General features: G+C 59.3%; 22 protein-coding genes. 16 read left to right on the top strand and 6 right to left on the bottom strand.

The window, feature by feature from the left end:
* Positions 1 to 83 precede the first annotated feature (83 nt).
* The 10 genes from BLO49_RS14250 to purU all read left to right on the top strand — a co-directional run bounded on the left by BLO49_RS14250 (position 84) and on the right by purU (position 11023).
* The gene (locus BLO49_RS14250) at positions 84 to 503 is read left to right on the top strand and encodes a helix-turn-helix domain-containing protein (RefSeq protein ID WP_090649877.1); all 420 of its coding nucleotides are present in this window, start codon (positions 84 to 86) and stop codon (positions 501 to 503) included.
* Between the two features lie 169 nt (positions 504 to 672).
* Complete coding sequence (metK, locus tag BLO49_RS14255; RefSeq protein WP_090649878.1) at positions 673 to 1845, top strand: methionine adenosyltransferase; 1173 nt, start codon at positions 673 to 675, stop codon at positions 1843 to 1845.
* A gap of 75 nt (positions 1846 to 1920) precedes the next feature.
* Positions 1921 to 2607 carry a tRNA (guanosine(46)-N7)-methyltransferase TrmB gene (gene trmB / locus BLO49_RS14260; RefSeq protein ID WP_090649879.1) on the top strand — a complete coding sequence of 229 codons (687 nt, stop codon included), beginning with the start codon at positions 1921 to 1923 and terminating at the stop codon, positions 2605 to 2607.
* A gap of 84 nt (positions 2608 to 2691) precedes the next feature.
* The gene (locus tag BLO49_RS14265) at positions 2692 to 3291 is read left to right on the top strand and encodes a hypothetical protein (protein WP_090649882.1); all 600 of its coding nucleotides are present in this window, start codon (positions 2692 to 2694) and stop codon (positions 3289 to 3291) included.
* Between the two features lie 119 nt (positions 3292 to 3410).
* The gene (gene rimP, locus BLO49_RS14270; RefSeq protein WP_090649883.1) at positions 3411 to 4028 is read left to right on the top strand and encodes a ribosome maturation factor RimP; all 618 of its coding nucleotides are present in this window, start codon (positions 3411 to 3413) and stop codon (positions 4026 to 4028) included.
* A 9-nt stretch (positions 4029 to 4037) separates the two neighbouring features.
* On the top strand, positions 4038 to 5711 hold the full coding sequence (gene nusA, locus BLO49_RS14275; RefSeq protein WP_090649885.1) for a transcription termination factor NusA: 1674 nt from the start codon (positions 4038 to 4040) through the stop codon (positions 5709 to 5711).
* The gene (locus tag BLO49_RS14280) at positions 5689 to 6387 is read left to right on the top strand and encodes an RNA-binding protein (RefSeq protein WP_090649886.1); all 699 of its coding nucleotides are present in this window, start codon (positions 5689 to 5691) and stop codon (positions 6385 to 6387) included. Before nusA ends, BLO49_RS14280 begins: the two co-directional genes overlap by 23 nt.
* A gap of 179 nt (positions 6388 to 6566) precedes the next feature.
* Entirely contained in the window at positions 6567 to 9593 is a 3027-nt protein-coding gene (gene infB, locus BLO49_RS14285; RefSeq protein WP_090649888.1) for a translation initiation factor IF-2, read from the top strand.
* Positions 9594 to 9689: 96 nt separating this feature from the next.
* Positions 9690 to 10082, top strand: a complete 393-nt coding sequence (locus BLO49_RS14290; protein WP_139159698.1) for a hypothetical protein — start codon at positions 9690 to 9692, stop codon at positions 10080 to 10082.
* Between the two features lie 62 nt (positions 10083 to 10144).
* Positions 10145 to 11023, top strand: coding sequence for a formyltetrahydrofolate deformylase (gene purU / locus BLO49_RS14295; RefSeq protein ID WP_090649891.1), 879 nt, complete (start codon positions 10145 to 10147; stop codon positions 11021 to 11023).
* Here purU and BLO49_RS14300 read toward each other — a convergent pair.
* From BLO49_RS14300 to BLO49_RS14310, 3 genes are all read right to left on the bottom strand, one after another.
* The gene (locus tag BLO49_RS14300; RefSeq protein WP_090649892.1) at positions 11020 to 11241 is read right to left on the bottom strand and encodes a hypothetical protein; all 222 of its coding nucleotides are present in this window, start codon (positions 11239 to 11241) and stop codon (positions 11020 to 11022) included. The two genes, purU and BLO49_RS14300, sit on opposite strands and share 4 nt — an antisense overlap.
* 172 nt (positions 11242 to 11413) lie before the next feature.
* Positions 11414 to 11650: a hypothetical protein gene (locus BLO49_RS14305; protein ID WP_090649894.1), complete on the bottom strand. Its 237-nt coding sequence runs from the start codon at positions 11648 to 11650 to the stop codon at positions 11414 to 11416.
* A gap of 327 nt (positions 11651 to 11977) precedes the next feature.
* On the bottom strand, positions 11978 to 13183 hold the full coding sequence (locus BLO49_RS14310) for a DUF418 domain-containing protein (protein ID WP_090649896.1): 1206 nt from the start codon (positions 13181 to 13183) through the stop codon (positions 11978 to 11980).
* A 93-nt stretch (positions 13184 to 13276) separates the two neighbouring features.
* Here BLO49_RS14310 and rbfA point away from each other — a divergent pair, with 93 nt between their 5' ends.
* The 6 genes from rbfA (at position 13277) to BLO49_RS14340 (ending at position 19224) form a co-directional block, all read left to right on the top strand.
* Positions 13277 to 13738 carry a 30S ribosome-binding factor RbfA gene (gene rbfA / locus BLO49_RS14315; protein WP_090650157.1) on the top strand — a complete coding sequence of 154 codons (462 nt, stop codon included), beginning with the start codon at positions 13277 to 13279 and terminating at the stop codon, positions 13736 to 13738.
* A 175-nt stretch (positions 13739 to 13913) separates the two neighbouring features.
* Complete coding sequence (gene truB / locus BLO49_RS14320; protein ID WP_090649897.1) at positions 13914 to 14864, top strand: tRNA pseudouridine(55) synthase TruB; 951 nt, start codon at positions 13914 to 13916, stop codon at positions 14862 to 14864.
* A 22-nt stretch (positions 14865 to 14886) separates the two neighbouring features.
* The gene (rpsO, locus tag BLO49_RS14325) at positions 14887 to 15156 is read left to right on the top strand and encodes a 30S ribosomal protein S15 (RefSeq protein ID WP_090649899.1); all 270 of its coding nucleotides are present in this window, start codon (positions 14887 to 14889) and stop codon (positions 15154 to 15156) included.
* Between the two features lie 238 nt (positions 15157 to 15394).
* Positions 15395 to 17647, top strand: coding sequence for a polyribonucleotide nucleotidyltransferase (pnp, locus tag BLO49_RS14330; protein ID WP_090649900.1), 2253 nt, complete (start codon positions 15395 to 15397; stop codon positions 17645 to 17647).
* A gap of 218 nt (positions 17648 to 17865) precedes the next feature.
* Complete coding sequence (locus BLO49_RS14335) at positions 17866 to 18564, top strand: immunity protein Imm33 domain-containing protein (protein ID WP_090649901.1); 699 nt, start codon at positions 17866 to 17868, stop codon at positions 18562 to 18564.
* Between the two features lie 60 nt (positions 18565 to 18624).
* Positions 18625 to 19224, top strand: a complete 600-nt coding sequence (locus BLO49_RS14340) for a pentapeptide repeat-containing protein (protein WP_245679052.1) — start codon at positions 18625 to 18627, stop codon at positions 19222 to 19224.
* Here the strand turns inward: BLO49_RS14340 and BLO49_RS14345 are convergent, their stop codons facing one another.
* The 3 genes from BLO49_RS14345 to BLO49_RS14355 are packed head-to-tail and all read right to left on the bottom strand — an operon-like array spanning position 19225 to position 22130.
* Positions 19225 to 19971: a phosphoadenylyl-sulfate reductase gene (locus BLO49_RS14345; RefSeq protein WP_090649903.1), complete on the bottom strand. Its 747-nt coding sequence runs from the start codon at positions 19969 to 19971 to the stop codon at positions 19225 to 19227.
* 13 nt (positions 19972 to 19984) lie between these two features.
* Positions 19985 to 20500, bottom strand: coding sequence for a DUF934 domain-containing protein (locus BLO49_RS14350; RefSeq protein WP_090649904.1), 516 nt, complete (start codon positions 20498 to 20500; stop codon positions 19985 to 19987).
* Positions 20487 to 22130, bottom strand: coding sequence for a nitrite/sulfite reductase (locus BLO49_RS14355; RefSeq protein WP_090649905.1), 1644 nt, complete (start codon positions 22128 to 22130; stop codon positions 20487 to 20489). The genes BLO49_RS14350 and BLO49_RS14355 overlap by 14 nt, the downstream gene beginning before the upstream one ends.
* Position 22131 lies beyond the last annotated feature (1 nt).

Genomic DNA, 22131 nt, shown 5'->3' on the forward strand with positions numbered 1-22131 from the left:
GAACAGTTTCGCTATGCGCTAACGTATAATATACAGTTTGGCCGGCTTCCCCCATCGGCCAGGTAAAAAGTAAGAGGCATAAGTTGGACGATAATTTGAAGGCTGAACGTGGCCCGAACCCCGTCGATCTGCACGTCGGCGCCCGCGTCAGAATGCGCCGCAAGTTCCTGGGCATGAGCCAGGAGGGCCTTGCCGAGACCATCGCACTGACCTTTCAGCAGGTGCAAAAGTATGAGCGCGGTTCCAACCGTATCAGCGCCTCGAAGCTTTGGGAAATTGCCAAGGCCCTCAAGGCCCCCGTGGCGTACTTCTTTGAAGGCTATGGCGAGAACGAAGCCGTCGAGGGCTTCTCGGAATCGGAATCTGAACAGTTCGTTCACGGTTTCCTGATGACGACCGAGGGCATCGAATTGGCCGAAGCTTTCCCGCGCATCAAAAACGCCAAGCATCGCCGCCGCATCCTTGAACTGGTGCGCAGCCTCGCCGAAGACGACGACGCGTAAGATTTCCAGATATCGGAATGACTGAGGCCCCGCTTTTCCGGAAGCGGGGCCTTTTGTTGTCCGAAACAGACGGTCGCGTCGGAACAATATCTAAAAAGGCGCTTGATCATATAAACATATCTTTATATGGTTATAGGGAATGCGAAAGCCCTGCTGAAAGTCCCGAACCATGCGCTCCAACTATATCTTCACCAGCGAAAGTGTCTCTGAAGGCCATCCCGACAAGGTCGCCGACCGTATCTCGGATGTCGTGGTCGATGCCTTTCTGGCGCGTGATCCCGAAGCACGGGTGGCATGCGAAACCCTGGTAACGACCAATCGCATCGTCCTGGCGGGTGAGGTGCGCGCTGGTGACGATCAGATCGAGGAAATCATCGGCGGCCTGGAAGAAAAGGTGCGCCATGCCGTCAAGAATATCGGCTACGCGCAGAAGGGTTTCCACTGGGCCATGGCGGATTATGCCTGCCACCTGCACGCCCAGTCGGCCGATATCGCCCAGGGCGTCGATTCCGGCGACAACAAGGACGAGGGCGCCGGCGATCAGGGCATCATGTTCGGTTACGCGACGGACGAAACCGAGGAACTGACCCCTGCCCCGCTGCAATGGTCGCACAATATCCTGCGCCGTCTGGCCCAGGCCCGTCACGCCGGCGAACATCGCCTGGAGCCGGACGCCAAGAGCCAGGTGACTGTCCAGTACGAAAATGGTATGCCGTCGCGCATCCTGAAAATTCTGGTTTCCCACCAGCACCAGGACGGTCTGGCTCCATCTGATGTCGAGGCCATTATCAAGCCTTACGCGCTTGAAGTCCTGCCGGCCGGCATGGTGACGGCCGATACCGAGTGGCTGGTCAATCCGACCGGCAATTTCGTCATCGGCGGCCCGGACGGCGATGCCGGCCTGACCGGCCGCAAGATCATCGTCGATACCTACGGCGGTGCAGCCCCTCATGGCGGCGGCGCCTTTTCCGGCAAGGACCCAACCAAGGTCGACCGCTCGGCTGCCTACGCTCTGCGTTATCTGGCCAAGAACGTCGTGGCCGCCGGCCTGGCCAAAAAGTGTACGCTTCAGGTGTCCTACGCCATCGGCGTGTCGCGCCCGCTGTCCTTCTATGTCGATACCCACGGCACCGGCCAGGTTTCGGAAGAGAAGCTGGAGGAAATCCTGCCCGAACTGATCGGCGGCCTGACGCCAAAATCGATCCGCCTGCATCTCGGCCTCAACAAGCCGATCTATGAGCGTACCACCGCCTATGGGCACTTTGGCCAGAAGCCTGACGCCGATGGCGGCTTTTCGTGGGAAAACACCGACCTGGTCGAAGCGCTCAAGGGCGCCTTCTGATCAATTCACTTTGGCAAACAGAACCGAGGGGGTTATACGGCGCCGTATAATCCCCTCTTTTGCATTAAGAATTAGATGTCCGAAGAAAATACACCGTCCGCCGAATGGGGCCCGATGCGCTCTTTCGGGCGCATCAAGTCACGCAAGCTGAAGCCGCAGCAGGCCAGCCTGTTCGATACCCTGCTGCCCCGGATCGAGGCGAATGACGCCCACGTTGCTGCCGCCTTGGCCTCCGGCCGTGACCTGTGGCTGGAAATCGGCTTCGGCGGCGGTGAGCATCTGGCGGCCCAGGCAGCCCGAAATCCGGATGTCACCCTGATCGGCTGCGAACCCTTCCTCAATGGCGTCGGCTCGGCCTTGCGCCATATCGCGGACGGGGATTTGAAAAACGTGCTGATCCTGCCGGGTGATGCGCGCCCGCTGCTCGACAGCCTGCCGGAAGCCTCCCTAAGCCGTATTTTCATCCTCTTCGCCGATCCGTGGCCCAAGGCGCGGCACAACAAGCGCCGCTTTATTCAGGCGGAAACCATTGCCGCCTTCGCACGCGCGCTGAAACCCGGCGGCACGGTGCGTTTCGCCACCGACTGGGCGGATTATGCTGACTGGGCGCTGGAACGCTTCCTGGCCAGTCCGGATTTCAACTGGCCGGCGCAATCACAGTCCGACTGGAATACCGCACCCGCCGATCATGTCACCACGCGCTATGAGACCAAGGGCCTGGGTGACTGCGCGCCGGTGTTTTTCGATTTCGTGCGTAAATAGTTCCCTTCACAACCGTGTGATGTGCCCTCTGGCCAAACCGGAAAAAGTAAGACATGGTTAACCCTTCACCGGGGGGGCGTGTGTATGGAGCGGTTGCATAAGGTATCGGCGGGCTTTGTCTTCGCCTTTCTGTGCCTGCATTTTGCCAATCATTTTGTCGGCTTGCTGGGCATCGGGGCCCACGCGCAGTTCATGGATGCCGCCCGGCTGGTCTATCGTCATCCGGTTGTCGAAATGGCGATCATGCTGGCCTTTTTTATACAGATCCTGACCGGCATTCCCCTGATCATCGAAATCTGGACGCAGAAAAAGGATTTTGTCCATCAGCTCCAGGCGGCGTCCGGCCTGGTCATGGTGATCTTCATCCTCGTCCATGTCGGTGTAATTGCGGTGGCGCGTATGGTTTTCAATCTTGATACCAATTTCGAATTCGCGGCGGCCACCTTTGCGCCGCCCCTGACCTATGCCGCCTACGGTTTTTATGGCGCCGGCGTCTTTGCGCTGTTCATCCATTTCGGCTGTATTCTCTACGATGTCTTCAAGAAGACCAGCAAGCCCGTGGGCTGGCTGCTGCTGATCGCCGCCCTGGGTGTTGGTGGATATGCCACCTGGCTGCTGCTGATGATGTATTCCGGCCATCTGTATCCAATCACCATCCCTGACGCGTACAGTCACCTGTTTTAAATTCTCCTTGGCAAAATAAAAAAGCGGGCCTATATAGCTTGCCAACATGACCGATTGCCTAAAGGCGACGGCGGCGGCCACAGAGCCTGCCGCCTTTTTTATTGCTTTAGAGACCCCATTTGCGCGCCAAGACGACTGAAGAACGCAAGCTGCTGGAAGCCTTCGACCCCATCGCCGAAGCGCTGGAGCTGGATATTGTGCGTGTGCGCCTGCAAGGGTCGCGCGAGCCCGGTGGTTCGCGCTTCCTGCAGATCATGGCTGAGCGCAAGTCGGATGGTGACATCAATGTCACCCAATGCGCCCGCCTGTCGCGCGCCATCTCGGCCTATATCGATGAGGTCGATCCGATCCCCGGTGAATTCACGCTTGAGGTGTCATCGCCCGGTATCGATCGCCCCTTGACGCGCCTCAAGGATTTCGACACCTACGAAGGTCTGGAAGCCCGTATCGAGCTGGATCGTCTGGCCGAAGGCCGCAAACGTTTCCGCGGCGTACTGGCCGGCATCGAGGATGATCATATCGCCATCGATCTCGAGGGCGAAGAAGAGACCGCGCTCATCCCGTTCGACTGGGTGATCGACGCCAAGCTGATCCTCAATGACGAGCTGATGAAGCGCGGCGCCGAGGCCAAGGCAGCGCGCGGTGATGAGGACGAAGAAGAAGACGAAGATTTTGACGACGACTTCGAGGATGATGAAGACCTTGAAGACGATGAACCCGCTAACGACGATAAGTAAGGAACTCAGATGAGCTTCACCGGAATCAGCGCCAATCGCCAGGAACTGCTGCAGATCGCAGAGGCCGTGGCGCGTGAAAAGTCGATCGACAAGACCGTGGTCATCGCCTCCATCGAGGAAGCGATCCAGAAGGCCGCTCGTTCGCGCTATGGCGCCGAGCACGACATCCGCGTCTATATCGACCCCCGCACCGGCGAAATGACCATCACCCGCCACATCACCGTGGTGCCGGATGAGGAACTGGAAAACGAATACGCACAGAAGACCCTGACCGAAGCCCTGCGCGACGACAAGGAAGCCTTTGTTGGCAAGGAATATTCCGAAATCCTGCCGCCTTTCGAGCTGGGCCGGGTCCAGACCCAGATGGCCCGCCAGGTGGTGACGCACAAGGTGCGCGAAGCCGAGCGCGAAAAGCAGTATGACGAGTACAAGGACCGCGTCGGTGAAATCGTCAACGGCACGGTCCGCCGCGTCGAATACGGCAATGTCATCGTCGATCTCGGCAAGGGCGAAGGTATCATGCGCCGCGACCAGTCGATCCCGCGCGAAGCCTTCCAGGTCAATGACCGTATCCGCGCCTATATATATGACGTGCGCCGCGAGACAAAGGGGCCGCAGATCATGCTGTCGCGCGCTCACGGCGGCTTCATGGCCAAGCTGTTCGCTCAAGAGGTGCCGGAAATCTATGACGGCGTGATCGAGATCAAGTCGGTGTCGCGCGATCCGGGGTCGCGCGCCAAGATGGCCGTCCTGTCGAATGACAACTCGATCGATCCGGTTGGCGCCTGCGTCGGTATGCGCGGCTCGCGCGTTCAGGCCGTCGTCGCCGAATTGCAAAACGAAAAGATCGACATCATCCAGTGGTCGCCCGATGAAGCCACCTTCATCGTCAATGCCCTCGCCCCGGCCGAAGTCTCGAAGGTCGTGCTTGATGAAGAAGAAGACCGCGTTGAAGTGGTGGTGCCGGACGAACAACTGTCGCTGGCCATTGGCCGTCGCGGCCAGAACGTTCGCCTGGCTTCGCAACTGACCGGCTGGCAGGTCGATATCATCACGGAATCGCAAGACTCCGAGCGTCGCCAGAAGGAATTTGCCGAGCGCACCGCCCTCTTCCAGGAAGCGCTCGATGTCGATGAAGTCATCGCGCAACTGCTGGTCACAGAAGGGTTCAGCTCGATCGAGGATTTGGCCTTCGTTGATGAAAACGAAATCGCCGTCATCGAAGGCTTCGACGAGGAGACCGCTTCCGAACTCCAGGCCCGCGCCCGTGACTATCTCGAACGCGAAGCCACCGAGCAGGACAACAAGCGCAAGGAACTGGGCGTCGAAGATGGCGTGCTGGATATTCAGGGCATCACCCTGCCGATGGCGGTCGCGCTCGGTCAGGCCGGCGTCAAGACGATCGAAGACCTGGCCGACCTGGCGACCGATGAAATCCGTGGCGGTTTCGAGCAAAAGGGCGGCGAGCGCGTGCGCGTCCCCGGCGCCCTGGAATCGTTCAACCTGTCGGTGACCGATGCCGAGGCTCTGATCCTCAATGCCCGCGTTGCCGCCGGCTGGATCGAAGCACCAGAACCGGAAGAGGTGGTCGAAGAAGAGGCTTATGAAGAAGCGGGCGCTTTCGAGGACGAAGGCACTGCAGTAGCTGAGGAGGGCGAAGATGTCGCCGACTCCGAACAATGAGCCCGCGCTTTTAACCGATACTGATGACGCGCTGGTCCTTGGGGAAACGGCCAAGGGTCAGCCGCAGCGCCGCGATATTGCCAGCGGTGAGACGGTCCCAACGGACGGTCTCATACGCTTTGTCGTGTCTCCGGAAGGGGTGCTGACGCCGGACATCGCCCACAAGCTGCCGGGTCGCGGCCTGTGGGTCGCTTCGGAACGCGGCGCCCTTGAAATCGCGCTGAAAAAGAACATATTTAGTCGTGCGGCCAAGCGACAGGTCAAGGCCGAGCCCGATCTCATTCCTTTGGTGCACGATCTGCTGCGCCGCCGCTGCCTTGATCTTCTCGGTCTGGCCCGGCGTGAAGGCGGGATCGTCAACGGTTTCGAAAAAGCGCTGGCCGCCGTCAAGTCGGGCAAGGCCGGCTGGATCATCGAGGCTGCGGATGGCGCGGAAGACGGCCGCAGGCGTATTTTATACGCCGGCAGTCAGCAAACCCCCTCGCCAAACGTCTGCGGAAGCTTTAGTAACGCCGAATTAAGTTTGGCTTTGGGCACAGAAAATGCCATACACGTCGCACTCCTGTCGGGGCGGCGCGTGCAGCGTTGGTCTTTGGAAATGAAAAGACTGTCGGGCTTCGAACCCCTGGTGCCGGAAGGCTGGGTAAGAAGGCCGGAGCCCGAAACGCCCGGTTAGTATCGGGCAAGAGACTGTGAGTGTTGGTTCTTCTGCCCTGACTGTATACGGCCACGGTAATGATCGAGCGCTCGTGACGCGGACGGCTGATCCCTGATCGGACGCCCGAATGACGATATTATTGAAACAGAAGTCCGGCACTCGGGTCAGGCTTCGCAAAAGGTTAGTAGACAAGCCGGATGAGCGACGGAAAAGACGACAAGAACAACGACCAGCCTGCCAATCGTGAGCGCGCGCCGCTGACGCTGAAGCCGCGTGTCGGTGGCAATGTTTCGACAGGTACGGTCAAGCAAAGCTTCAGCCATGGCCGTTCGAAGACGGTGGTGGTGGAAACCAAGCGCCGCATTGGTGCCCCGCCCGCCGGCGCGGGAACCGGTCATGTGCGTCCCGCCGCGCCTGAAATCAACCGTCCGCAACAGTCCCAGGCCCCGCGTCCGGCGCAAGGCGCCCCGCGCCCTCAAGGTGGCAGCGCTGGCGGTTTGCGTCAGGAGGAGCAGGAAGCGCGTCAGCGCGCTATTGCCGCCGCCCTCGCCGATCAGGAACGCAAGGCCGCCGAAGCCCGCGCCGCCGCGGCCCGTGCCGAAGCCGCCAAACCGGCGCCGGTTGTCCCGCAGGCGCCCCAGCCGGCCGCTCCGGCCGCGGACTTAAGCCCGCGTGCCTCTGAGCAACCCGCGGCCGTGACGCCCCAGGCCCCGCAACCCGCGCCCGCCGCGCCGGCGCCCCAGCAGCCGGCCTTCCGCAACGAGCGTGCCCCGCGTACCGATGCGCCGCGTTATGACCAGCGCGCCGAGCGTCCGCAGGGCCAGCGCTCCGATGCGCCGCGCGGCGAACGTACGCCCTATCCATCACGCGATCCGAATACGTCGCGTCCGGCCTATCCTCCCAGAGACGGACAGCGCGACGGTCAACGCAGCGATGCGCCGCGCGGCGATCGTCCACAAGGTGATCGCCCATACACGCCGCGTGATCCGAACGCCCCGCGGCCGCCGCGCGATCCCAATCGTCCGTTCACGCCGCGTGATCCAAACGCCCCGCGTACCCCGCGTGATCCGAACGCGCCGCGCGGCGAAACGGTCCGCTACAATGTCAACTCACCGCGGCCGCCACGTCCCGGTGCTGGCGTGGCTGCCAATGCACCTTCTACGCCGGAAGTCGATCGTATCCGTTCGTCGCGCGGCGCCACCGGTGTGGCCGGCAAGGCGCTTGATACCCGCAAGACGGATGACGATGATCGCGGCACCAAGCGCGGCAAGGCCGGCGCGCCGGTCAAGGCCGTGTCGCAGACCCGTGGTGAACCCAAGCGCCGCGAGGGCCGCCTGACCCTGCAGGCCGTTGTCGGTGACGACGAGGGCACCGCCGACCGGATGCGCTCGCTGGCTTCGGTCCGCCGCGCCCGCGAACGTGAACGCGAAAAGCGCAAGGGCCATACCACCGAGCAGGCGCGCGTCTCCCGCGAAGTGGTTATCCCTGACATCATCACCGTGCAGGAACTGTCCAACCGTATGGCTGTCCGTGCCGTCGACATCATCAAGTTCCTGATGCGTCAGGGCATGATGCTGAAAATCAACGACGTGATCGATACCGATACCGCCGAACTGGTGGCTTCGGAATTTGGCCACACCGTCAAGCGGGTTTCGGAATCTGACGTTCTGGAAGGCTTCATCGACGCCGAGGATCATTCAGACGACACCGCGCCGCGCCCGCCGGTGGTGGCCGTCATGGGTCACGTCGACCACGGCAAGACCTCGCTGCTCGACGCCCTGCGCAAGGCGGATGTGGCTTCCGGCGAAGCCGGCGGCATCACCCAGCATATCGGCGCCTATCAGGTTCGCCTGCCTTCGGGCGACAAGGTGACCTTCCTCGATACGCCGGGTCACGCCGCCTTCTCGGCCATGCGCGCCCGCGGCGCCAATGTCACGGATATCGTGGTGCTGGTCGTGGCGGCGGATGACGGCGTCATGCCGCAGACGATCGAAGCCATCAACCACGCCCGCGCCGCCAAGACGCCGATGATCGTGGCGATCAACAAGATCGACAAGCCGGGCGCCAAGCCGCAAAACATCATCAACGAGCTGCTCCAGCACGAAGTGGTGGTGGAAAGCCTCGGCGGCGACACCCAGGTGGTCGAGGTTTCGGCCAAGACAAAGCAGGGCCTTGATCAACTGATCGAAGCCATCCTGCTCCAGGCGGAAGTGCTTGACCTGCGCGCCAATCCGGATCGCACGGCCGAGGGCATTGTCATCGAATCCAAGCTCGACAAGGGCCGGGGCCCGGTGGCCACCGTCCTGGTCAAGCGCGGTACGCTGAAGCGCGGTGATATTCTGGTCGCCGGTTCGAGCTTCGGCCGCGTCCGCGCCCTGATCAATGAGCGCAATGAGCAACTGAGCGAAGCTGGTCCTTCGGAGCCGGTGGAAGTTCTGGGGCTCGACGGCGCACCGGAACCGGGAGAAGCCTTCGCTGTGGTGGAAAATGACGCCCGCGCCCGTGAAATCACGGAATACCGCGAACGCGTCCGCCGTGAAAAGACCATCGCCCCGGTCGGCGCCGTGTCGCTCACTGACATGATGAGCAAGCTGGCTGACAAGAAGGTCAAGGAACTGCCGCTCATCATCAAGTCGGACGTGCAGGGGTCTGGTGAAGCCATTGTCGGCTCGCTCGACAAGCTGGCCACCGACGAGGTCCGTGCGCGGATCATCCATTCGGCCGCCGGCGCTATCACCGAGTCCGACGTGCAGCTTGCCAAGGGCTCGGGCGCGCCGATCATCGGCTTCAACGTTCGTGCCGGCAAGCAAGCGCGTGACCTGGCCGAGCGCGAAGGCGTGGAAATCCGCTACTATTCGATCATTTATGACCTGATCGACGACATCAAGGGCGTACTGTCGGGCATGTTGGCGCCGATCCAGCGCGAAACCTTCCTCGGCAATGCCGAAATCCTCGAAGTCTTCGATATCTCGAAGGTCGGCAAGGTGGCGGGTTGTATCGTCAAGGAAGGCAAGATGCAGAAGGGCGCCCGCATCCGTATCCTGCGCGACGACGTCGTCATCCAGGAAATGGGCATTCTTTCGACGCTCAAGCGCTTCAAGGACGAGGTCAACGAGGTGCAGGTGTCGCAGGAATGCGGCATGGCCTTCAATGGCTTCCAGGATCTCAAGAAGGGCGATTTCATCGAATGCTTCACGGTTGAGGAAATCAAGCGCACCCTCTAATCGTTAAAACGCTTTTGGCCCGGATCATTCCGGGCCAAATTCGTTTTAGGGTTTGAGTTGTTAGGGTTTCTGAGAATGTTGCGGGGTGTGGGGTCTATGACCCCACGACTTTTTGTTTGGGGGATAAACGTGCCGGTAATTTTTATTCCATTCAGCATATTCTTTATTTGCTGCGCATCGCAGTTCTACTTCATCCGCCGCGTGCGGCAGATGCTAGTTGAGCGACATCCCGAAATATGGGCGGGCATATCAAAGCGGGCATGGTTTGTAGATAATGCCGTTGCAAAATTTATATGGTGGAGGAAAGACAAGCGCTTAAACGATCCGGAACTGACTAGGGTCGTGAAGCAAGGCGCTTTCCTATATTATCTCGCGCTTTTCGTTTGGGTTATTTATGCAGGATTGCTGGTTACAGGCTTAGGTTTCGCGCAAATTTCCTTTGATCAAATGCCCGCATGGATCGAAAGTCTCAAATCCATATTTCATTAGGCGATTGGTTCTTTCTTTTGAAACCTTCCACTTTTTCAATCATTTCCTGCTATAGCGCTTGAATGCTCGACACGACCGACTTTGACCCCGCCCATTATGTCCTGATCATCAAGTGCCCGGATACGCGCGGCATTGTGGCGGCCGTTTCCGGCTACCTGAATGACAACGACATTTCGATCGTTGAATCCAACCAGTTCAATGACGCTTTAGGCGACATGTTCTATGTCCGCGTGGTGTTCCGGCAGGCCGGTCCGAAGATGCCGCCGATGGCGACCCTGCGTGACGGTTTCAAGCCGATCGCGCACCGCTTTTCCATGGACTGGGAGATCCACAGCCTGGCCAACAAGCCCAGGGTGCTGATCGCGGTATCGAAGTTCGGCCACTGCCTGAATGAGCTGCTCTATCGCTGGCGGTCCGGCCTGCTGCCGGTCGATATCATCTGCGTGATGTCAAACCACGACGATATGCGGTCTCTGGTCGAATGGAGCGGCATTCCCTATGTCTGCCTGCCGACCAAAGGCATTGGCAAGGCGGAGCAGGAGGCCGAGTTTCTCAAGCTGATCGAGGATTACCAGGCGGACCTTGTGGTGCTGGCGCGCTATATGCAGATTCTGTCGGACGATCTGGCGCGCCGGCTGGAAGGGCGCTGCATCAATATCCACCATTCATTCCTGCCCAGTTTCAAGGGCGCCAAGCCCTATCACCAGGCGCACGCGCGCGGCGTGAAGATTATCGGCGCCACGGCGCACTATGTCACGTCGGATCTGGATGAGGGCCCGATCATCGAGCAGGACGTCCAGCGCGTCCATCACGGCCTGACGCCGGAACAATTGGTGGCCATTGGCCAGGATATAGAGGCAAGGGTGCTGGCGCGGGCCGTAACGTGGCACGCCGAGCGCCGGGTGATCATCAACGGCGCGAAGACGGTTGTTTTCAGCTAGAAGATAATCTTGAAAACGGCGATCCAGAAGATCGAGCAATAAACCGTCAGTCCCGCAAGCGTATAGATAAAGGGATACTTGCGATCATCAGTGGCGGCGCGAACATGTTCGCGGCTGCCGAATATACGGTCGAAATCCTGCTGCGCCATAAAGGCCGATATATAGGGAGCTTGTGCATAGCAGATGGCCGTAGCGGATTGGCGGGAAGTACTTTGCATAAGGGTCTGGGGGCTAGAGGGACAAAAAACGCTTATTTGGGGTATTACACGCGCGGAATCTGGCTTTTTTGGGTTTAAAAAAGAAATGGGTCATAAGAAATTAATACTTTTGTAAAAAGCACCCATAACGATTCGCCTTTAAAGACAAAAATACCCAGCCTCACCGGCTTTGTTAGCGGTTCAAGAGTTTGATGATTGCGTAGGCTATGCCAAACCATACGGCGCTGCAGATTATGAAGGTAGCCGCCAGCGTAATGGCAAAAGGAATTTTCTTGTCAGCGGGATCTTCAATGCCCTGGTCTGCCTCGGTTTGTGAGGGCAGGGGCGTATAGCTTAACAGGTATGATGCTTCATTCTTTTTGACCGCGTCGTCAAAACCGAAGGTATCACTCGGAACATATTTCGCCAAAACAGGTACTCCACTAACACCATAATACACCAAATACGCTAATTTTTCGCCAGAGTCAAAAAATTAACCAGATGAGAGCCTGTTTCAGGTAAATTTTGTCTTAATACCGGCGATCTCACTTTGAATTAGTGAGCCCTGATTCTTCGCTTTCCGGATAAACCCTTATCATTATCCAATATCAATTTTTTGTGTGCAACCAAGGCGACGCTGCGGTGCAGCATAGATCAGCCTGCATTACCTGTAAGGTGCTTTTAAATACTCAGCACCAATATCCGGGATGCGCCGATACTCAATATTGCAAAGCAACAGAAAAGGTGCCGGCAGCAATCAGTTTGCGGCAGCCTTTCGGATAAACGGCACCTTCAGGGTCAGATAAGTGCCGGCACGCCACAGCCATTCCAGGGGGCCGTAAAGGAAGCCCTTGAACCACAGATGGGCGAAGACGACCTGGATGATAAAGGCCGGAATAGCGATCAGCACGGCGGTGGATTGCAGCATGGTAGCGTGCAGGCCCAGGCCGAAACTGTAGAAGACCGGCACGAAGATGACCGATTGCAGCACATAGAGCGTCAGGGTCATGCGGCCGGTCGGCGCCAGCAGGTTCAGCAGGCCGTGAGCGAAGCCGTAATAGAGGCACAGGAAGCCCATCATCAGTACGGTCATCAGGCTAAGATCAAACCAGCCGGAGAGCATGGTATCCCACAGGCTGCGTGGCATGAATATCGTCTCGGAGGTCGGCATCAGACCCACCAGCACAGGTTTGCCATAGGACAGGCCGATGGCGCAGAGTCCGGCTATGGCCAGAACGGTGAGGCGGAAGCGTATAAAGCGCTGCGGCTGGCTGAAGAAGTGGATGCGGCCAAGCACCATGCCGATCAATGACAGACCCAAAATCTGGCTGAGGCGGCCGGACTCATACATGAAGGACCACTTGAAGGGGTGGCCGTCCACCCAGTTCATGCGCATGGTTTCCACGAGGCTCTTGCCGGTGAGATAGGCTTCCGGCGTGGCGGCGGTCCAGAAACCTGGCGCCTTGTTCGCCCAGGCGGCGCCATTCAGCGCGCTGATGATCTGGAAAATCTGGATCGGTTGCAGCAGGAAGAAGACGCCAAACGCGATCAGCAGCGCATTTGACTTCACGCGGTAGAAGGGTACGAGGAAGACCCCCATCAGGGCCAGCACTTCCAGCACATCGCCGCGATACCACAGGCCGTGAATGATGCCGATCAGGCCAAGCAGGGCCAGCCGCCACAGGAAACGAACGGTAAAATCGACCCCGCGTTTGGCGGCGCGGTCCATGATGATGAAGAAGGACACGCCGAAGCACAGGGCCAGCAGCGAAAACGACTTGCCGGCGAAGGTGGTGAAGATGATGTTGTGCCACAGAAGTTGCGTCGGGTCAGTGGCCGGGTGCGCCCAGTAGAGTTCATAAAGCTCCGGCATGTGAACCAGGAAAAGGCCCATCAGGGCAAAGCCGCGCAGGGCATCCAGCCCCTCCATGCGAGGCACGAAATCCGGTTTCAGCGCAGCCATGTTTACCCCCGCTATAAGTATGGTTTTTTCCTGCATAGCGCAGGAACTGCATTTTTGAATAGAAAAATCAGCAAAAACGCCTATATGGACCGGATGAAACGTTCCTTTAAAGACAAGCATCACGGCCGCGCGCCGGCCGAACTGGGGCCGTCCCAGCGCCAGTTGCGCGCCGGCGAACTGGTGCGCCACGCCCTGGTCGAAATCCTGCGTGAAGAAGAGATTCATGACGAGGCGCTGCACAATGTCTCGATCACGGTCACCGAAGTGCGGTGTTCGCCGGATCTGCGTCATGCGACCGTGTTTGTCGAGCCGCTCGGCGCGGGCCTTGGCGGCGTGACCATCACGAAAGAGCAGATCGGCCCGGCCGTCGATGCCCTGAACCGGCATTCGAAATTCCTGCGCGGCATCCTGGGCAAGCATATCGAGATGAAGTTCACGCCCGATCTGCGCTTCCTGCATGACGAGAGCTTCAATGAAGCGGCGCGGATTGATGCGCTATTCATGCGCCCGGATATCGCCCGTGATTTGCATCACGATGATGAGGACGAAGAATAAGTAAGATACCCCACCACCACGCCCTTTGGGCGCGGTCCCCCTCCCCAGTAAACTGGGGAGGTACAAGATTTTGCTTTCTTATACCTCCCCGACTTGTCGGGGAGGGGGACCGCACGACGCGCGGAGCGCTAGATGCGGTGGTGGGGTTTCTTGCTTCCTTCACATTGGAGGCCACTTGGCACGTAAGAAAAAAGGCGAAGCGATCCACGGCTGGATCTGTTTCGACAAACCGCTCGAAATGACCTCGACCTCGGCGGTCGGCAAGATCCGCTGGCTGTTTCAGGCGCAGAAGGCTGGCCATGCCGGCACGCTCGATCCGCTGGCCACCGGCATCCTGCCGATTGCACTCGGCGAAGCGACCAAGACCGTCCCCTACCTGATGGAAGCCGACAAGGTCTACAGCTTCACCATCACCTTCGGCCGCACGACCGATAGTTACGACGCCGAAGGCCGCACCATCATTGAATCTGATGCTCGCCCCACCAAAAAGGCCATCGAAGCCGTCCTTCCCCAGTTTATCGGCCTGATCGAACAGGTGCCGCCGGCCTTTTCCGCCATCAAGGTCGATGGCAAGCGCGCCTATGACCTGGCCCGCGAAGGCGTCGAGGTCGAACTGAAAGCCCGCGAGATCGAGGTCTTCGACCTGGCGCTCGATGCGTTTGACACCGAGACCGCCAGTTTCACCCTTCATTGCGGTAAGGGCACCTATGTCCGTTCCATCGCCCGTGACCTGTGCCTGGAGCTGGGCGTCTGCGGCCACGTCACCACCTTGCGTCGTGAGGCGGTCGGTGCGTTTGATACAAAAGACTCAATAACACTGGAAAAGCTTGAGGAATTAGTGCATAGAGGCGCCCATCTTGAGGCTTTGCTTGGCGTAGAGACGGCACTGGACGACATCCCGGGCCTGCCTGTGACGCAAGACGAGGCCGCAAGATTGAAGCAGGGACGTGACCTTGCCCTTCTGCCCCGTCAGATTGAACCTTTGAAAGCGGCTCTGAAAGCCCGTCTCGATGACGGCTATCACGAGTTCCCCGATACGGTTCAGGCGGTGTTTAACGGCCAGGTTCTCGCTCTGTGCGAACTGCGTGGCGGGATACTTCATCCCTCGCGTCTTTTAAACCTATAGCTTCTCAATAAGGAGAAACCCGATGTCGATTACTGCTGATCGTAAGACAGAAGTCATCAAGACCCACGCTCGTACCGCCAATGACACCGGCGGCGCCGAAGTGCAAATCGCTATCCTCTCGGAACGCATTGCCAACCTGACCGAGCACTTCAAGGAACACAAGAAGGACAACCACAGCCGCCGCGGCCTCCTGAAAATGGTGTCGCAGCGTCGTCGCCTTCTCGACTACCTGAAGAACCGTCACGCCGACCGTTACGCGGCGATCATCGAAACCCTCGGCCTGCGCCGCTAGGTTTTGCGACTACCAAGGGCTTGGGAATTCTCTCAAGCCCTTGTTCTATATCTGGACTGCTCGCCATACCGGCGATTTATACACCCCGGCCGAATAATTTGGCCTGCTTATACACCCGCAAGGAACCGTTCTTTGCTTACACGCTGGGCTATACATAAACGCCCATTACACGCGCCGCTCCGATAGCGGCAGACGCCGACGGCATGGGGCCGGTTGGCGTCAGAACGAAAGAAACGAAATGTTCGATATCAAAAGAAAATCCATCGATTGGGCTGGTCGCAAGTTCACGCTGGAAACGGGCCGCGTTGCCCGTCAGGCCGACTCGGCCGTGCTGGCCACCTACGGTGAGACCACCGTCCTGGCCACCGTCGTTTACGCCCGTAAGCCGAAGCCCGGTCAGGACTTCTTCCCGCTGACCGTCAACTATCAGGAAAAGACCTTCGCCGCCGGCAAGATCCCCGGTGGTTATTTCAAGCGCGAAGGCCGTCCTTCGGAAAAGGAAACCCTGGTTTCGCGCCTGATCGACCGTCCGATCCGCCCGCTGTTCGTCAAGGGCTTCAAGAACGAAGTGCAGGTTGTCTGCACCGTCCTGTCGCACGACATGGAAAATGATCCCGATATCGTCGCCATGGTCGCGGCCTCCGCTGCCCTGACCTTCTCCGGCGTGCCGTTCATGGGCCCGATCGGCGGCGCCCGCGTCGGTGTGATCGATGGCGAATACGTCCTGAACCCGACCCTCGACCAGATGAAGGAATCGGAACTCGATCTCGTCGTCGCCGGTACGCAGGACGCGCTGATGATGGTGGAATCGGAAGCCAAGGAACTCTCGGAAGACAAGATGCTGGGCGCCCTGATGTTCGCGCACCGCGGTATGCAGCCGATGATCGACGCCATCATCGAAATGGCCGAACACGTCGCCAAGGAACCGTTCGACTTCGAAGCCGAAGACTTCTCGGGCATTGTCGCCGACATCAAGAAGCTGGTTGGCCAGGATATCCGCGACGCCTACACCATCCAGGAAAAGCACCCGCGCCATGAAGCCGTTGGCGCCGCCAAGTCCAAGGCCGCCGAAGCGCTCGTCGTCTCGGAAGCCAATCCGAACGGTGTTGACGCCGCCAAGTTCGGCGCCGCCTTCAAGGAATGCGAAGCCGAAGTCCTGCGTCGCGACATCATCGAGCACGGCAAGCGCGTTGACGGCCGTGCCGTCGACAAGGTCCGCTCGATCGTTTCGGAAGTCGGTATCCTGCCGCGCACCCACGGTTCGGCCCTGTTCACCCGCGGTGAAACCCAGGCCCTGGTCGTCGCCACCCTCGGCACCGGCGATGACGAGCAGTTCATCGACGCCCTGGAAGGCACGTACAAGGAGAAGTTCCTCCTGCACTATAACTTCCCTCCGTATTCGGTTGGCGAAACTGGCCGTATGGGTTCGCCCGGCCGCCGCGAAATCGGCCACGGCAAGCTGGCCTGGCGCGCGGTCCGTCCGATGCTCCCGGCTGCGGAAGACTTCCCCTATACGATCCGTCTGGTCTCGGAAATCACCGAGTCGAACGGCTCCTCCTCGATGGCGACCGTCTGTGGCTCGTCGCTGGCCCTGATGGACGCCGGCGTGCCGCTGAAGTCGCCGGTTTCGGGTATCGCCATGGGCCTCATCCTTGAGCCGTCCGGCGAATACGCCATCCTGTCCGACATCCTGGGTGACGAAGATCACCTCGGCGACATGGACTTCAAGGTGGCCGGTTCGGCCAACGGCATCACCTCGCTGCAAATGGACATCAAGGTGGCCGGCATCACCGAGGAAATCATGACCAAGGCGCTGCGTCAGGCAAACGCCGGCCGTCTGCATATCCTTGGCGAAATGAACAAGGCCATCTCCGGTGCCCGTGAAGAACTGGGCGAGTTCGCCCCGAAGATCGAAACCATCAAGATCGCCACGGACAAGATCCGCGAAGTGATCGGCACCGGCGGCAAGGTCATCCGCGAGATCGTCGAAAAGACGGGCGCGAAGATCGACATCGCCGACGACGGCACGATTAAGATCGCGGCTTCCGAGCAGGCCAAGATCGATGCCGCGCGCGACTGGATCAAGTCCATCGCCTCGGAGCCGGAAGTCGGCGCCATCTACAAGGGCAAGGTCGTGAAGGTCGTCGATTTCGGCGCGTTCGTGAACTTCTTCGGCGCCAAGGACGGCCTGGTCCACATCTCGCAAATTCGCGCGGAAAAGGTCGCCAAAACCTCGGACGTCCTGAACGAAGGTGACGAAGTGAAGGTGAAATTCCTGGGCTTCGACGATCGTGGCAAGACCAAGCTTTCCATGAAGGTGGTCGATCAGGAAACCGGCGAGGACCTGACCGAGAAGCTGGAAGCCGAGCGTGCTGAACGCGCCGCTGCCCGTGCGGCGGCTGGTGAAGAGCCGGAGCTGGAAACGGCTGAAGGTGGCGAACGTGAGGGCGGTGACCGTCCGCGCCGCCCGCGCCGCCCGCGTAGAGACTAATGGTGTGAAGGGGCCTGTGGCCCCTTCGTCTTTATCTTTAAAAAAGCCTGCCATCCCTTTTGAGGGGTGGCAGGCTTTTTTAATGCAAGGTGAGGGGTCGCCATGGCTTGCGAACGCTGTACGTTCGCAAGCCATGCCCACGCCCCTTAACTCGACAGCGTGCGTAGCAACATCGGTTTTCTTTTGGCAAAGCGGATCAATCCGGGTAGCTTGGGAACATGCTCAAATGGCTTCCAAAACCGATTTACAATCTCTGGCGCCGGTATTTTGGCACCTATACTCTTGATGATCCCCGCCCTATCAAGGTGGAAGCGCCTTATACCTATTACCTGCCATCACAGGACAGGTTGAACGATGTGCAGATTGGGGACCACGTCCAACTGCTTTTTCGCAGCATTCCTCACGGTCTGAAGTATGGCATTGAGCGGATGTGGGTAGAAGTCACATTCATAGAGAGCGAGCATTGTAAGGGCAGGCTTCTGAATAGACCCTTCGATACGCCGCAACTTAAAGCTGGCGCAGAGGTGTATTTTCACCGTTTTCATATCATTGATATTACAACCGACCGTGAGCTACCAGAAGAAACGGTGCAGCCTCAATACTGGGACCGCTGTCTGGTCGATCAATGTGTTTTGGATAAGGAGCAACCCGTCTATTATATCTATCGTGAAGAACCAGATATGGCGCAGGAAGGCGACAAATATCCGGACAGCGGCTGGCGCATTCGTGGCGACTATCGCAATGTTAGCGACGACGAGTTTGAAGCGCGCAAACACCAATATATCGCTTTGGGTAAAGTTCTGAATGCCGATGATAGCTGGATACATCTGATCGATTCACCGATAGGATCGGCTTTTATGAAAAACTTTGAAACTGGCATTTATGAACCCCATGACCGAGTCCCCTCAGACGATTAGCGACCAAATCCTTGACCGAAATGCGGTGCTTCTCCTGGCGAATAAGGGCGAGCCCGTTACTTGGTCGGATGCGAACTCGACGAGGTCGACCTATCCGATGTGATCCTTAATGGCTGGGTGTTCGATCAGTGCCTGTTCCGCAAGGCCAAGTTTGTCAGCGCCAGGCTGGAGGCTGCGCAGTTTATCACCTGCAAGGGCGCGCACGCCGATTTCACCAGCGCCGATCTGGCCGAATCCCGTTTCACCGCCTGCGATTTCAACAACAGCAAGTTTCGCGGGGCCACGGTTTCGCAGGCGCAGTTCCGCCGCTGCAAGCTGACCGGCGCCAATTTCAATGATGCCAAGGCGCTCGATGTCCTCTTCGAGGAAACCCGCCTCAACGACGCCAAGCTGCGCAATTTCGCCTTCAACAAGCAGACCCTGAAATCGCTCGACCTGACCAATGCCGAGCTTCAGCGCTGCGATTTCCGCGGCGTGACCTTCGAGGATTGTTCCCTGCGCGATGCCATCCTGACCGATGCGCGTTTTGAGGGCGCCGACCTGCGCGGCACCGATATCGGTGGGGTCCGTCTGGAAGACGCCCGCCGCTTCAAGGGCGCGACTATTTCCCGTGCCCAGGCAGCGGAGTTACTATCTGAACTCGGTCTGCATGTCCGGTAATTAAATCCCGTCACCGCCATAGATCGGGTTGTGGATGCCGCACTCGACCTTTTCCGAATCTGCCCAGCGGCCGGAACGCGCGTCTTCGCCGGCGGCCACCGGCTTGGTGCAGGTAAAGCAGCCGATCGACGGGAACCCCTGCTCGACCAGTGGATGCGGCGGCAGGTCATGGTTCTTGAAATAGGCGTCTATATCCTCCGCCGTCCAGGTGGCCAGCGGATTGACCTTGAAGTGCTTACCATCGAATTCGACGATCGGCAGCCTGGTCCGCGTGGCGCTCTGGTGGCGCTTGCGGCCAGAAATCCAGGCGCCGTAGCCTTCCATGTAACGGTTCAGCGGCCGCACCTTACGCAGGTCGCAGCACTGATCGGGATTGGTGCGCCACAAGGTATTCTTGCTGTCTTCCGTGCTGGCTTCATCCGCGTCGGCTTTCAGATTGACCAGGTTGGTCAGGCCGAGCTTTGCCACCAGCTCATCGCGGTACTGGAGGGTCTGGAAGAAATGGCGGTCGGTATCAAGGAAGATGACCGGCAGGTTGGGCTCGATCTGCGCCACCATATGCAACAGCACGGCGGAATCGGCGCCAAAGGACGACGACAGGGTGATATCGCCGACAAATTCTTCCTGAATGGCCTTTTGCAGGATTTCCAGCGCGGTCAGGTGTTCCCAGGCCGCACTCAGGGCTTCGGCGCGCAATGAACCGTGCGTCTTCTTTTGGTCTTTCAGTATGTCGATCAGGATCGTCATAACGGGAATATTCCTAGCCCTCGGCGGCGTGCCTTAGAGCCCATACGGGGCGCTTGTCGTCCGCCGCCCCTTGATAAAATACACTGAAACGGGATTTGGCCGCTTCAATAGCCTGTGCCGGGTCCTTGTCCTTGACGAGGAACTCATCGAAGCCACAGCGCAGCATCTGGAACAACTGGTCGCGCAGCACGTCGCCGACCGCGCGGATGACGTGGCTGTAGCCGGCTTCGCGCAGGATGCGGGCAGTCGAATAACCACGGCCATCGCGGTAGCCGGGGAAGGCCACTTCTACGAGCGTGATTTTCTCGATGAAGGGCAGCAGAAGCCGCACATCGTCGCCCGGATTGATACGGACGCCGTAATGTCCGTTCAGGCCGTCGAGTTCGCGCAGGGCGCGGGCGAAACCGAGGACATAGGGACCATCCACGCCGGTGGTGTCCTCGTCGGCCAGCAGGGTCCAGCCATCGGGGATGATCTCGCCATCATTAGTGACCAGTTGCGCCTCATGAGAGGAATTAAGCGGGCTCATGCAGCGCCTCCGCGAAGGTGTTACGGCCGACCCGTTCGAGCGTATCGATGAAACGCTCACTGTCGGAGGTCCGCAAGGTGAGATAGAGCTGGACCACGCGCTCGATGGCGGCGGGTACAGCCTCGGCGGAAAGGCCCTTGCCGGTGATCTGGCCAAGCGCGGCCTTCTCATCGGCGCGGCCGCCCAGCAGGATCTGGTAGAATTCGATCCCCTGCTTGTCGACGCCCAGTATGCCGATATGACCGACATGGTGGTGTCCGCAGGCATTGATGCAGCCGGAAATCTTGATCTGCAAATCGCCGATCTTGTCGGTCAGGTTGGCATCCTCGAAGCGCTTCGAGATTTCCTGCGACAGCGGAATCGACCGGGCATTGGCCAGCGAGCAGTAATCCAGGCCAGGGCAGGTGATCATGTCGGTGATCTTGCCGGCATTGGCTGTGGCCAGATTGACCGTGTCGAGCTTCGCATACAGCGCGTAAAGATCGCGCTTGGCGACGTGCGGCAGGATGATGTTCTGCTCGTGGCTGACGCGCAGCTCGCCGTAGCCGAACTCATCGGCGACATCGGCCATCAGGTCCATCTGCGCCGAGGAGGCATCGCCCGGCGGCAGGCCGATGGGTTTGAGCGAAATGGTCACCGACACATGATCATCGCGCTTGTGCGGGTTGGTGTTGTTCTTGACCCAGCGGGCAAAGGCGGCATCGGCGGTCTTGGCGCGTTCAAACGCTACGCGATCGAATGGCGCATCGGCATAGGCCGGATCGGGGAAATAGCTCTTGATGCGCGCCACTTCGGCGGCCGGCACATCGATGGCGGCCTTGTCGAAGGTTTCCCACTCTTCTTCCACCTGGCGCTTGTATTCGTCAGGGCCGAGAGCCGCGACCAGAATCTTGATACGCGCCTTATAGCTGTTGTCGCGGCGGCCATAGCGGTTATAGACGCGCAGGCACGCTTCGAGATAGCTCAGCAGTTTGTCACCCGGCAGCCCCTTGCGGATGCAGTGCGCCAGAGACGGCGTCCGGCCCATGCCGCCGCCGACATAGACATCGAAACCCTGCGGCGTCAGGTGCAGGCCGATATCGTGCAGGCGGATGGCGGCGCGGTCCTTCTCGGCGCCGGTGATGGCGATTTTGAACTTGCGCGGCAGGAAGTTGAATTCCGGATGGTTGGAAGACCACTGGCGGATGATCTCGCCCCACGGACGTGGATCGTCATGCTCATCCTTCGCGGCGCCGGCGAACTGATCGGTCGTGGTGTTGCGGATGCAGTTGCCCGAGGTTTGCAGGGCGTGCATCTCGACCTCGGCGAGCTGCTTCAGGATCTCCGGCACCTCGGCCAGCTTGATCCAGTTGAACTGGATGTTCTGGCGCGTGGTGAAGTGGCCGAAGTCGCGGTCATAGGTGCGGGCGATGTGGGCCAGCTTGCGCATCTTGGCGGAGGAGAGCACGCCATAGGGCACGGCGATGCGCAGCATATAGGCGTGCAGTTGCAGATAGACGCCGTTCATCAGGCGCAGCGGCTTGAACTGGTCTTCGCTGATCTCGCCGGCGAGGCGGCGCTTCACCTGATCGGAAAATTCACCGATGCGGTCCTGCACGAAGGCATGGTCGAACTGGTCGTAAACGTACATC

Source organism: Asticcacaulis taihuensis (assembly GCF_900100255.1).
GTDB lineage: Bacteria > Pseudomonadota > Alphaproteobacteria > Caulobacterales > Caulobacteraceae > Asticcacaulis > Asticcacaulis taihuensis.